The organism is Janibacter alkaliphilus (genome assembly GCF_013408565.1).
In the GTDB taxonomy this organism is placed as follows: domain Bacteria; phylum Actinomycetota; class Actinomycetes; order Actinomycetales; family Dermatophilaceae; genus Janibacter; species Janibacter alkaliphilus.
On sequence record NZ_JACBZX010000001.1, the window covers coordinates 2,521,230 to 2,532,958 of the forward strand.

General features: G+C 73.6%; 9 protein-coding genes. 4 read left to right on the forward strand and 5 right to left on the reverse strand.

Going from position 1 to position 11,729, the window contains the following annotated elements; genetic code table 11:
* Positions 1 to 42: 42 nt before the first annotated feature.
* Both hemG and hemQ read left to right on the forward strand, forming a co-directional pair.
* A complete protein-coding gene (gene hemG / locus BJY28_RS12005; protein ID WP_179463220.1) occupies positions 43 to 1,521 on the forward strand; it encodes a protoporphyrinogen oxidase in 1,479 nt (492 codons plus the stop codon).
* Entirely contained in the window at positions 1,518 to 2,237 is a 720-nt protein-coding gene (gene hemQ, locus BJY28_RS12010; protein WP_179463221.1) for a hydrogen peroxide-dependent heme synthase, read from the forward strand. The genes hemG and hemQ overlap by 4 nt, the downstream gene beginning before the upstream one ends.
* Before the next feature lie 15 nt (positions 2,238 to 2,252).
* Here hemQ and BJY28_RS12015 read toward each other — a convergent pair whose 3' ends face one another.
* On the reverse strand, positions 2,253 to 3,437 hold the full coding sequence (locus BJY28_RS12015) for an MFS transporter (protein ID WP_179463222.1): 1,185 nt from the start codon (positions 3,435 to 3,437) through the stop codon (positions 2,253 to 2,255).
* Complete coding sequence (gene msrB / locus BJY28_RS12020) at positions 3,434 to 3,856, reverse strand: peptide-methionine (R)-S-oxide reductase MsrB (RefSeq protein ID WP_179463223.1); 423 nt, start codon at positions 3,854 to 3,856, stop codon at positions 3,434 to 3,436. The genes BJY28_RS12015 and msrB overlap by 4 nt, the downstream gene beginning before the upstream one ends.
* Positions 3,857 to 4,276: 420 nt before the next feature.
* Between msrB and BJY28_RS12025 the strand changes: the two genes are divergently transcribed.
* Together BJY28_RS12025 and BJY28_RS12030 are read left to right on the forward strand one after the other, a co-directional pair.
* Positions 4,277 to 4,729 carry a MerR family transcriptional regulator gene (locus tag BJY28_RS12025; protein WP_179463224.1) on the forward strand — a complete coding sequence of 151 codons (453 nt, stop codon included), beginning with the start codon at positions 4,277 to 4,279 and terminating at the stop codon, positions 4,727 to 4,729.
* Positions 4,726 to 5,787: an aldo/keto reductase gene (locus tag BJY28_RS12030; protein ID WP_179463225.1), complete on the forward strand. Its 1,062-nt coding sequence runs from the start codon at positions 4,726 to 4,728 to the stop codon at positions 5,785 to 5,787. Before BJY28_RS12025 ends, BJY28_RS12030 begins: the two co-directional genes overlap by 4 nt.
* 9 nt (positions 5,788 to 5,796) lie before the next feature.
* On the opposite strand, the gene BJY28_RS12035 is transcribed toward BJY28_RS12030, so the two are convergent.
* The 3 genes from BJY28_RS12035 to BJY28_RS12045 all read right to left on the reverse strand — a co-directional run bounded on the left by BJY28_RS12035 (position 5,797) and on the right by BJY28_RS12045 (position 11,642).
* Complete coding sequence (locus BJY28_RS12035; RefSeq protein WP_179463226.1) at positions 5,797 to 7,002, reverse strand: acyl-CoA dehydrogenase family protein; 1,206 nt, start codon at positions 7,000 to 7,002, stop codon at positions 5,797 to 5,799.
* A 27-nt stretch (positions 7,003 to 7,029) separates the two neighbouring features.
* On the reverse strand, positions 7,030 to 9,450 hold the full coding sequence (locus BJY28_RS16655; RefSeq protein WP_179463227.1) for a lamin tail domain-containing protein: 2,421 nt from the start codon (positions 9,448 to 9,450) through the stop codon (positions 7,030 to 7,032).
* A gap of 287 nt (positions 9,451 to 9,737) precedes the next feature.
* The gene (locus BJY28_RS12045; protein ID WP_246313400.1) at positions 9,738 to 11,642 is read right to left on the reverse strand and encodes a penicillin-binding transpeptidase domain-containing protein; all 1,905 of its coding nucleotides are present in this window, start codon (positions 11,640 to 11,642) and stop codon (positions 9,738 to 9,740) included.
* Between the last annotated feature and the right edge of the window lie 87 nt (positions 11,643 to 11,729).

Consider the following 11,729-nt stretch of genomic DNA (forward strand, 5'->3'; position numbering starts at 1 on the left):
CCGGTGTCACGACCTGGTCACGCCTCTGCGAGAGTGGGACTCATGGGTGCACGGGTGGTCGTCGTCGGCGGGGGGATGGCCGGTCTGGCCGCCGCGCACGACCTGCTGAGGACCCGTCCCGACCTCGACCTCGTGCTGCTCGACGGCAGCGACCGCCCCGGCGGCAAGGCCCGCCGCGTCGAGGTCGGCGGCATCGGCATCGACGTCGGCGCCGAGTCGGTGCTGACGAGCAGCACGCACGCCGCCCGCCTCGCCGACGAGCTCGGGCTGCGCGAGCGCCTGGTGCACCCCGAACCGGTGGCGGCGGCGCTGTGGACCCGCGGCGCGCTGCACCCGATGCCCGCCGGGACCTTCATGGGCGTGCCGGGCTCGAGTGCCGCGCTCGCCGGTCCGCTCACCGACGACGAGGTCGCCCGGACCGCAGCACCTCGGGTCCCAGCAGCCTCCGAGGACGACCGCTCGATCGCCGACGCCGTCGGCGCCACCTTCGGGCCGGCCGTGGTCGACCGGGTCGTCGAACCGATCCTCGGCGGCGTCTACGCCGGGCGGGTCGAGCAGCTGTCCGTGCAGGCGGCGATGCCGGCGCTGTGGCCCGCGGTCCGCGACGGCGCGCCGCTCAGCACGGCGGTCGACGCCCTGCTGCCGGACCCGAGCGACCCGCCGCGGCCGCCACGGCTCATCGGCCTGGACGGCGGCATCACCACCCTCGCCGAGCACCTGACGGCCGCGATCACCGCCGCCGGCGGGCGCATCCTCACCGGCACCCTCGCCCGCGAGCTGCACCGCACCCCGACCGGGTGGCGGGTGGTCAGCGGACCGACCACCGACCCGGTCGCCCACGACGCGGACGCCGTCGTGCTGGCCACCCCGGCGGCACCGACCGCGTGGCTGCTCACCGAGCACTCGCCCGACGCGAGCCGGGCGCTCGCCGCCATCGAGCACGCCTCGATGGCCGTCGTCGCGCTGGCGCTGCCGCGCACGGCGGCCACCACCGCGCTGCCCGGCAGCGGCTTCCTCGTGCCGGCCGTGGACGGGCGGGCGATCAAGGCGGCCACCTTCATCACCGCGAAGTGGGCGTGGGCCGAGCGCGAGGCGGCCCGCCAGGACGTCATCCTCGTGCGTGCCTCGATGGGCCGGGCCGGTGACGTGACCACCCTGCAGCGCGACGACGGCGACCTCGTGCGGGACGCCGTCGCCGACATCGGCGCCGCCCTCGGCCGCGATCTGCCCGACCCGGTGGACGCGCACGTCCAGCGCTGGGGCGGTGGCCTGCCGCAGTACACCGTCGGCCACCGCGACCGGATCGACCGGGTGCGTGCCGCCGTCGCCGACCTGCCCGGCCTCGAGGTGGCCGGCGCCGCCTACGACGGGGTCGGCATCGCCGCGGTGCTCGGCACCGCCGACCAGGCGGTGCGCGGCGTGCTCGACGCCCTGCCCGCCACCAGCGACCGCACCACCGCGACACCCACCACGACCGCCACCGCCACGACCGCCATCACCACGACCGAGGAGACCCGATGACCGAGCGACCCGCTCCCGCCAAGCCCGACCGCGCGACGCTGGAGGCGATCAACTCCTCGGTGCACTACGCGATGTTCTCCGTCTTCGCGGTCACCACCCCGCTCGGCGACGACGACCGGGCGGCGCTGGCCGCCGAGGTGGACGCCCTCTTCGCCGAGCTCACCGAGGGCGGGGTCCGCATCCGCGGGGTCTACGACGTCGCCGGGCTGCGGGCCGACGCCGACCTCATGGTGTGGTGGCACGCCGACACCATCGAGCAGCTGCAGGACGCCTACCACCGGCTGCTGCGCACCGAGCTGGGCGCGCACCTGGAGCCGGTGTGGTCGGTCGCCGCCATCCATCGGCAGGCCGAGTTCAACCGCAGCCATGTGCCGGCCTTCATGGCGGGGGAGGAGCCGAGGGACTACGTCTGCGTCTACCCCTTCGTCCGCTCCTACGACTGGTACGTCATCGACGACAAGGAGCGCCGGGCGATGCTCGCCGAGCACGGCCAGATGGCTCGCGGCTACGCGGACGTGCGGGCGAACACGATCAGCGCCTTCGCGCTCGGCGACTACGAGTGGATCCTCGCCTTCGAGGCCGACGAGCTGCACCGGATCGTCGACCTCATGCGCGAGCTGCGGGCCTCCCAGGCGCGGCTGCACGTGCGCGAGGAGATCCCCTTCTACACCGGCCCCCGGGTGGAGGTCGCCGACCTGGTCACCCGGCTGCGCTGAGCCCTGCTCGCCGCCTCACCGGGCCGCGGTCAGGTCGCCGGCCCGGGTGAGGTGACCGGCGACGGCGACGGCCGTGACCACCGCCAGGGCGGCGAGCGCGAGCAGGATCGTGGTGAGGTCGACCCACCTCGCGAGCACGGTGATCGGCAGCGGCGCCATGTACCCCAGGTAGGTCAGCGACTGGTAGAAGGCGGTGTTGCGGCCCAGCCGCTGCGGCGGCGAGAGCCGGGCCACCTCGGACAGCCCCGCGGCCTGGCACATCCCGTAGGAGAAGCCGAGGATGATCGCGGCGACGAAGGCGGTTGCCAGCGAGGTCGCGGCGATCGCCCAGGCGCCGACCGCCAGGCCGAGCGTGGCCAGCGCCAGGCCACCGACGATCTCGTCCCGCAGGCCGCGCAGGTGCCGGGCGAAGGACTGCGCGCTGATCCCGGCCAGCGCCGGGATCGACGTGATCAGCGCGGCGAAGGTGAGGTCACGCTCGGCACCCGGGCCGCTCGCCGCACCCGGCAGGACGGCGAGGGCGACCGAGGCGGTGAGGAAGACCCACGGGGCCAGCGGCACGATCACCCGGCGGGCCTGCGGCAGGGTCCACATACCGGGGTCGAGGGCGGAGGCGACCGGGGTCTCGAGCGTGTTCACCGGCGGGGTGCGGGGACGGGAGAGCACCAGCCCGAGGGCCAGCAGGGTGATCGCCAGGTGCGGCAGGTAGGTGACCACCTGCGGGTGCTCCGCCGAGGCGGCGACGAGACCGGCGACCAGCGGCCCGAGGCCGAAGCCCGCGGTCATCGCGATCACCGCCGTGCGCGGTCCGCGGCCGGCGGGGGACGCCTCCTTCACCCACGCGGTCCCGGCGCTGAAGCCGGCGCCGCTGGCCAGCCCGGCGAGCAGCCGCCCGGCGTAGAGCCACCCGGCGCCGACTGCGCCGGCGACGAGCAGTGAGGTGGCCGCCAGCGACGCCGCCAGCGCGACGAGGACGACGACCCGTCGACCGAAGCGGTCCGAGAGCGGGCCGCCGAGGAAGAGGCCCGGCACCAGGCCCACCGCGTAGAGGACGAACATCGTCTGCGCCGCGGTCTCGCCGACCCCGGCGACCTCCTGGTACATGACCACGAGGGGGGCGAACTGGTTGGCGCCCCACCCGATCGCCACCATCGCGGCGGCAGCGGCCAGCGCGTCGCCGCGCCGGGCCCCTGCGCTCACGCGGAGGGGCGCAGCGTCATCGCGATGGAGTTGATGCAGTACCGCTGGTCGGTGGGGGTCTCGTAGCCCTCACCCTCGAAGACGTGCCCGAGGTGGCTGCCGCAGCTGGCGCAGCGCACCTCGACGCGCGGCCGGCCGGGCAGCGAGTCGTCCTGCAGGTACTCCACGCTGTCCCCGGCCAGCGGGGTGTAGAAGCTCGGCCACCCGCAGTGGCTCTCGAACTTCGTCTGCGAGGTGAAGAGCTCGGCGCCGCAGGCGCGGCAGGCGTAGACCCCTTCGGTCGTGGTGTCGGTGTACTCCCCGACGAAGGGGCGCTCGGTGCCGGCCTCGCGCAGCACCGCGTACTCGTCGGCGGAGAGCTCCTCGCGCCACTGCTCGTCGGTCTTGCTCACGGTGTAGTCGCGGCCGGTGGGCTCCATGTCGCGCTCCTTCTCTCGTGGGAGTCTCGTGGGACTGCTCGGGGTTCGAGGGGTGCAACACCGGTGGGGTCGCCGGTCATCCACCGTCACGACGGGGGCGAAGAGGTGGCGGCGGCGCCATCAGCATGCGTCGCTGCGGACACTACGCCCGTGCGTCACGAGGTGAGCCAGCCGGTAGGGGTGACCTCTGCAGGGCCCACCTGCACCGTCGCTCGGGGGTCCTCACACGCTGATGACCGACTCGGGCCACCGTGCCGGACGCAGCTGGCTCATGAGGTGGGGCACCGGCGTAGGGCCGAGACGGGCATCACGTGACGCCAACAGGCGCACGGACTGGAGGCGGGGGCCGGGACCGGGGCGGCGACGGGCAGCCTGCCGAGCCTTGCGCTGGAGTGCACTCCAAGACCTAGCGTGCTGCGCATGAGCACGAGCATCACCGCACCGGACGCCCTCGGCATCGCCGAGGTCGCCGCCACCACCGGCCTGAGCCAGGACACCCTGCGCTGGTACGAGAAGGAGGGGCTGGTCCCGCCGGTCGCGCGCGACCACGCCGGCCGTCGCCGCTACGACGAGGCCACCCTGCGGATCATCCAGCTCATCGTCCGGCTGCGCCGGACCGGGATGCCGCTGGCGGAGATCCGCAGCTTCGGCGAGATGTACCTCGAGGGCGCCGCCTCGCACTCGCGGCGGATGGCGTTGCTCACCGAGCACCGGACCAGGGTGCTCGAGCAGCTCGACCAGCTGCGCGGGGACCTGGCCGCCGTCGAGGACAAGATCGGCCACTACGCCCACCTCGTCGACGCCGGCCTGGACTGCGACGAGTGCCTCATCACCGACCCCACGATCCTGACCCAGCAGAGGAGCACGACATGAGCAGCACCCAGGACACGAGCACCACCCAGACCGTCGCCCGCGCTTCGCTCGCCGAGGGCCTCGACGTCAGCCGGCTCGGCTTCGGCGGAATGGCCCTCAGCCACGTCTACGGCGGCACCGACGACGACAGCGCGCTGGCCACGCTGCACCACGCGGTCGACCTCGGCATCACCTTCGTCGACACCGCCGACGTCTACGGCGAGCCGCGCCCGGGCACGACCGGCCCCGCGGGCACCAACGAGGAGCTCGTCGGCCGGCTGCTCGCCGAGCGCCGCGACGAGGTGCAGGTGGCCACGAAGTTCGGGATCACCGGCGCGGTCGGCGGCGGCGCGCCGAACGCCACCCGCGGCGACCGGGAGTACGTCCGGGAGGCGGTCGAGGCCAGCCTGCGCCGGCTCGGCGTCGAGCGCATCGACCTCTACTACATGCACCGGCGCGAGCTGGACCGGCCGATCGAGGAGACGGTGGCGGCGATGGCCGAGCTCGTCGCCGAGGGCAAGGTCGCCCACCTCGGGCTCTCCGAGGTCACCGCCGACGAGCTGCGGGCGGCGGCCGCGGTGCACCCGATCGCCGCGGTGCAGAGCGAGTGGAGCATCTGGTCGCGCGACGTCGAGCAGCAGGTCGTCCCGGCGGCCCGTGAGGTCGGCGCCGGCTTCGTGCCGTACTCGCCGCTCGGGCGCGGCTTCCTCACCGGCACGATGACGAAGGAGTCGGTCGCCGAGACCTTCCTCGCGGGGGAGGAGCGCTACACCGCCCACTTCGACGCCAACCAGCAGGTCGTCTCCGTGGTCCGGGAGGTCGGCGACGAGGTCGGTGCCACCCCGGCCCAGGTGGCGCTCGCCTGGCTCTGGGCGAAGGGGGAGCAGCTCGGCCTGCCGGTGGTGCCGATCCCGGGCACCCGTAGGGCCGCGCGGCTGGAGGAGAACGCGGCCGCCGCCGGGGTGAGCCTGACCGCCGAGCAGGTCGCCCGGCTGGACGCCGCCGGCGACCTGGTCGTCGGCACCCGCAACCTCTCCTTCAACGGCCCGGAGTGGATCTCCTCGGGGCGCGAGGCCTGAGCCGGCCTGTCAGGTGAAGGCCCCGACGCCGGTGATCGCCCGCCCGACGATGAGCGTCTGGATGGTCTCGGTGCCCTCGTAGGTGTGCAGCGCCTCCATGTCGGCCATGTGCCGCATGACGTGGTTCTCCAGCAGGATCCCGTTGCCGCCCAGGAGATCTCGCGCCTCGGAGAGGACCTCCCGGGCCTTGCTCGTGTTGTTCATCTTGGCGATCGCGGCGATGGTGTCGGTGAGCTGGTCCTCGTCCATGAGGCGACCCAGGCGCAGGCAGTACAGCTGCATCGCGCACACCTCGGCGAGCATCTTCACCAGCCGGTGCTGGACGATCTGGAAGCTCACCAGCGGCTTGCCGAACTGCTCGCGCCGCGAGCAGTACTCGACGGCGATCTCGTAGCCGGCCGTGGCGTGCCCCAGCGCCGCCCAGGCCACCGCGTTGCGCGTCCCGGCGAGCACCTGACCGGCGTCGCCGAAGGAGCGCGCCTCGGGCAGCCGCGAGGACTCGGGCACCCTGGCGCCGTCGAGGGTGATGTGCGCCTGCCAGACGGAGCGCAGCGAGCCCTTGCCGTCGATCCGCTCGGCCCGGTACCCGGGGGTCTGCGCCGGCTCGACGAGGAAGCCCTTGACCTTCTCGTCCTCGGTGTCCCGGGCCCAGACCACGACGACGTCGGCGATCGTGCCGTTGCCGATCCACTTCTTCTCGCCGTCGAGCACCCACGTGTCGCCGTCGCGGCGGGCCGAGGTCTCCAGCGCCACCGAGTCCGAGCCGTGGTCGGGCTCGGTGAGCGCGAAGGCGCCGATCGCCTCCACCCGGGCCATCGCCGGCAGCCAGCGCTGCTTCTGCTCCTCGCTGCCGAGCATCGAGATCGAGCGCATCGCCAGCCCGGACTGCACCCCGAGAAAGGTGCCCAGGCTGCCGTCGCCCCGGTTGAGCTCGAGGTGGATCAGTCCGTTGGCGATCGGGCTCAGCGGCGGGCAGCCGTAGCCCTCGATGCCGTCGCCGACGAGACCGAGCTCGCCGAGGCGCAGCGCCAGATCCCGTGGGAAGTCGGCCCGCTCCCAGTGCTCGTTGATGACCGGCAGCACCTCGTCGTCGACGAAGCGGCGGGTCCGTTGCCAGATCTCGCGCTCCTCGTCGTCGAGCTGCTCGGCGATCCGGAAGAAGTCGGTCCCGCGGGCCCGTCCGATCGGTCGCTCGGCGTCGTCGTGGATGGACATGAGGCCTCCTCGGTCCTCACGCTACCGTCAGCCGCGCGGCAGTGTGAGCCTCACCACCTGGGGATCGTGGTCGCTGTCCTGGTCGTGGAAGGCCGCGTTGGTGTGCACGATGTCGTAGCGGTAGCTGCTGCGCTGCCACGGCGGCCGCCAGCCGCCGCGCGGGCCGGCAGCGCTGCGCTCCGGACGGGTCAGGGCGGGGCTGATGAGGATGTGGTCGAGCACCTGGCTGTTGCCGTCGTAGACGTAGGTCCAGCGCTCGCTGGCCGGCAGGGTGCGCGGCAGGTCGGTCATCGCGGTGCGCCCGGAGCCGACGAGGATGTCGGTGGTCTCGGAGAACTCGAAGTCGTTGACGTCGCCGGCCACGACGACGTTCGCCTCCGGGTCGGCGGCGAGCAGGTCGTCGACGAAGCCGCGCACCTCCCGGGCCTGCGCGTGCCGGTCCTCCTCGCTGCTGCGCACCGGCTGCTGCCAGCGTCCGAAGAGCGGGTCGTCGCCGCCCTTGCTGGACAGGTGCACGGCGACGACGAAGACGGTCTCGCCGCGGTAGCGCAGCTCGGTGACCAGCGGCTTGCGGGAGCCGGCGAAGGCGGCGGCGTCCGGGGCGATCCGGCCCGGCGAGGTGGTCAGGGCCGGTCGTCCGGAGGCGGTCGTGGTCACCTCGGCGGCACGGCCCGGGTCGCCGCCGTCGCGCTCGACGACGTCCAGGCCACGCCCTTCGCGCACCAGCATGACGTTGCGGATGTTGCCGCCGGGCTGACCGCCGTCGGCCTTGTCCGCGGGGTTGACCCAGTGCGCGGTGTAGGTCGGGCCGCCCTGCGCCTCGATGGCGGCGATCAGCCGGTCGGTGGTGGCTGTGGAGTCGACGGTGCCGTCGTCGGTGGGGCCGCTGGCGTCCTGGACCTCTTCGACGGCGATGACGTCGGGGGAGCGCAGGTTGGTGACGACCTGGCCGGCGAGCCGGTCGAACTTCTCCTGGGGGTTGCTCGGTGCGAGGTTCTCGACGTTGAAGGCGGCGACGCTCAGCTCCTGCGCGCGCTCCGGGGTGGTCACCTCGCGCTCGGCCGGGCCGGTGCTGATCGTCGGTTCCGCCAGCACGTGCAGCTTGAAGTTGGCGAAGTCGTGGTCGAGGACGCCCGTGGTCAGGCCGGGCAGGGTGTCGCCCTGGTTCGCGTCCGGCAGCGATCCGGTGAGGTGGTCGTCGAGGATGACCCGCATCGCGTTGGGTCGGTCGTAGCCGCCGTAGACCACGCCGTCCCACGCGGTGCGGGTGGCCTCGACCTCGCCGCCGGGGACGACCGGCAGCTCCCCGTAGCTGTTGGTCGGGCCGACGGCGGTGGCGTCGCGGACGCCCAGGTGCATCCCCTCGAGGGACTCGTAGAGGTCGATGGCGTCGCGCTCGGGGCGGAAGGCGGACTCGGCGTACTCGACGCTGCCGACCTCCTCGGCCTCGATGGTCTGCGGCGGGGCGCTGCGGTCCTCACCGAGCACCACCGGGTCCGGGACGTCGGCGGTGCCGGTCACGGTGACCTGGGGCCCGACGATCTCGGTGGTGGTGAGGTTGTCCCAGCCGCTGGAGCCGCCGGGGCGGTACTCGTCGACGGCGCCGTCGACGCTGACCCGGTCGCCGACAGCGACGTCGGGCGCGGTGCGGGTGTAGACGAGCAGGCCCTCGCTGGTGGCCTCGTCGTCGTCCGGGGCGAGCGACTGCATCCAGAAGCCGGTGCGGCTCACCGCGGTGACCACACCGTCGACGTCGTTGACCCGCTGACCGTCCAGCGGGGAGAGGTGGTGGGCGCCCTGGATGTCGGCGACGGTCTCCGGCTCGTCGGGCTCGGGGTCGCCGCCGTCCTCGCAGGTGGTCGGCGCGGTGGTGCCGTTCTGCGGGGTGGGCGCGCCGACGACGAAGTCCCCGGCGTTGTTGTCGGTGTCGACGCAGACGTCGCGGCGGGCCACCGAGGTGGTGCTGCTCGTCGACCCGGCGGGAGACCCCTCGAAGGTGGAGGCGCCGCCCCAGCCCAGCAGGTCGACCTCGCCGCCGTCGGGGTCGTGCAGCACGACCCGGGCGCCGGAGGAGGACATGCGCACGTCGTCGGTGGCGTCGGGCGTGGGCAGCGCCGGCGCGGAGGTGTTGCTGCCGTCGGCCTGCTTGACGAGGTAGCGCCCGCCGGCGTCGATCGTCCCGCTCAGCGGCGTGGCCTGGGCGCTGGTGCCGTTGGCGGAGTAGTAGGCCAGGCTCCAGCCGGTGAGGTCGACGTCCTCGCCGGAGCGGTTGGCGAGCTCGACGAAGTCGCTGCGCAGCGGGGCACCGGAGTTGCCTCCGCCGCCGTAGACCTCGGCGATGAGCACGTCGTCGGAGGCGGCGCTGGCGGCCGGGGCGATGGCGAGGGCGGCGGTCAGGGCGAGCGGGGCGGCGGCGATCGCCGCGAGGGCGCGGGTGCGTCGAGGCACAGGGGGCTCCGGAGGGCGAGGGTGGAGGACGTGGCGTGCTCGCACCGTAGGCAGCGAAGGGGGCGCTGAGGCGGCACGGACGGTGAACGGACCGCCAAGGTTTGGTCAAGGCTCCCCGCAACTGCCCGGGCAATTCGCACTACCCCTCGCAATTACCCGGGCAGTTGCGCGTCCCCCCTCGCATTTACCCGGGCAAACTCGCACGCCTCTTGGCATTTGCCCGGGCAGTTGCGCGTCCTCTTTGGCATTTGCCCGGGCAGTTGCGCATCACGGACGGCGCGCGCCGCTCAGAGCGCGGCGAGGTGCTCCTCCAGCAGCGGACCGGCCGTCCCCGCGCCACCGTCGCCGTCCTCGACGAAGACGGCGTAGGCGACCTCGTCCTGCACGGCGATCATCCAGGCGTGCGTCCGAGGGGGGTCGTCGTCGCCGTACTCGGCGGTGCCGGTCTTGGCGATGACGTCGCCACCCTCGTCGGCGAGGAAGCTCGCGGTCCCCTCGGTGACGACACCCCGCATGAGGCTGCGCAGCTGCCCGACCTCGGTCGATGTGAGCTCCTGGATACCCGAGGGCTCCTCGCTCGCCGCCTCGCTCGGCACGAGGCGCGGCCGGACCAGCGCACCTCGCTCGACGCTCGCGGCGACGGTCGCCATCCCGAGCGGCGAGCTGAGTACCTCGCCCTGACCGATGACCGACGCCGCGAGATCGACGTCCGCCGCGGCCTCGGGCACCTGCGCCTGGGCCGCCGGGACACCCAGCGACGGGGTTGCCGTCAGACCCAGGGAGCCCGCCGCGTCCTGCAGACCCCCGTCGGTGATCTGGTCACGCGCGCCGATGAGCGCGGTGTTGCAGGAGGTCGCGATGGCCTCGGCCAGGGTGGTGCTGCCCAGGCCCGCGTCGGGGAAGTCGCTGTAGTTGCGGAAGGAGCGCCCGCCGGCCGTGATCGTCTCCGGGCAGGCCAGCGACGTCTCCGGGGTCGCGCCGCCCCGCAGCAGGGCCAGCGCGCTGACGACCTTGAAGGTGGACCCGGGCGCGTACCGCCCTTCGGTCGCCGTGGCGAAGCCGTCGCTGCCAGGGCCGTTGGCCGCGGCGAGCACGTCGCCCGTGGTGACGTCGAGGGCGACGATCGCGCTGGCCGGCTCGACGTCGGCCAGTACGTCCTCGGCGGCATTCTGCTGCTCGCTGGCGAGGGTCGTCTCGAGATCCTGGCCGTCGACGACGGGTGCGCTGGTCAGCTCTCGTGTCTCGTCCTCGCTGTCGACGGCCTCGACGCGGTAGCCGTCCTGGCCGCCGAGGGTGTCCTCGTGGGTGCGCTGCAGGCCGCTCAGGCCCACCTCGTCGCCGGCGGCGACCGCCCCGTCGGACTCCTCGACGATCTCGGCGGTGGCCGGACCGACCCGACCGAGGATCTCGGCGGCGAAGGTGCGGGTCGGGGCGAGCGGCAGCTCGTCGTCGACGAGGAGGGCCCCGGTGATGTCGTCGGCCGCCTCCCGCACCTCGGCCAGATCCTCGTCGTCCTCGCGCAGCACGACGGCTTCGACGAAGGCGGAGTCGCCGGCCGCCTCGACGGCGTCGGCGAAGGGGCCGGGCTCGACCCCGGCTGCCTTGGCGAGGTCGCGTGCGGAGCGCACGTCGTCGCCGGGCTCGACCTTCGTCTTGTCGATACCCACCCGGACGACCGGGCGCTCCTGGACGAGCACCTCGCCACCGCGCCCGAGGATGCGGCCACGCGCGGCCGGATCACGGGTGAGCCGGACGCGCTCGCCCTGACGCAGCGCTGGGACGAGCACCTGCGGCGTGACGGTCGCGCGCCAGGTGTCGTCGTCGCGCTGCAGCGGCAGCTCGCTGGTGTACGTCCAGTCGGAGCCGTCGCCGCCGAGGCTCCAGGCCACGTCGAGCCGTGCTGTCGCGCTGTCCCCGTCGACGTCGACGTCGGTGACGTCCACCGTCGGTCGCAGGCCGCCCATCCCGTCGAGCTGCTCGTCCAGGCCCCGCTGCGCGGTCGCGGTGTCGGCAGCAGCGGCCGGCAGCGTGCCATCGGTGATCCCGGCGGCGACCTCGTCCGCCGCGGCCCGAGCCTCGTCGTCACCGACGAGCCAGTCCTGGGCGACCCAGAGCCCGGCGGTCAGCGCGAGAACGAGCACGGCAGCGAGCGCGACGGTCCGACCGCGGCGCGGCCCGGCGTGAGTGGTCATGCCGGCCATGACAGTCGTCGTGTCGCACATATGCAAAGTGCATGAATACATCTTTGACATAGCCAACAGATATGGCCTCCTCGCTAC

What these genes read in the sequence shown, in the direction of transcription:
- hemG (WP_179463220.1), top strand. Translation starts at nt 43, where the DNA reads ATGGGTGCACGGGTGGTCGTCGTCGGCGGGGGGATGGCCGGTCTGGCC.
- hemQ (WP_179463221.1), top strand. Translation starts at nt 1,518, where the DNA reads ATGACCGAGCGACCCGCTCCCGCCAAGCCCGACCGCGCGACGCTGGAG.
- msrB (WP_179463223.1), bottom strand. Translation starts at nt 3,856, where the DNA reads ATGGAGCCCACCGGCCGCGACTACACCGTGAGCAAGACCGACGAGCAG.
- BJY28_RS12025 (WP_179463224.1), top strand. Translation starts at nt 4,277, where the DNA reads ATGAGCACGAGCATCACCGCACCGGACGCCCTCGGCATCGCCGAGGTC.
- BJY28_RS12030 (WP_179463225.1), top strand. Translation starts at nt 4,726, where the DNA reads ATGAGCAGCACCCAGGACACGAGCACCACCCAGACCGTCGCCCGCGCT.
- BJY28_RS12035 (WP_179463226.1), bottom strand. Translation starts at nt 7,002, where the DNA reads ATGTCCATCCACGACGACGCCGAGCGACCGATCGGACGGGCCCGCGGG.
- BJY28_RS12045 (WP_246313400.1), bottom strand. Translation starts at nt 11,642, where the DNA reads ATGACCACTCACGCCGGGCCGCGCCGCGGTCGGACCGTCGCGCTCGCT.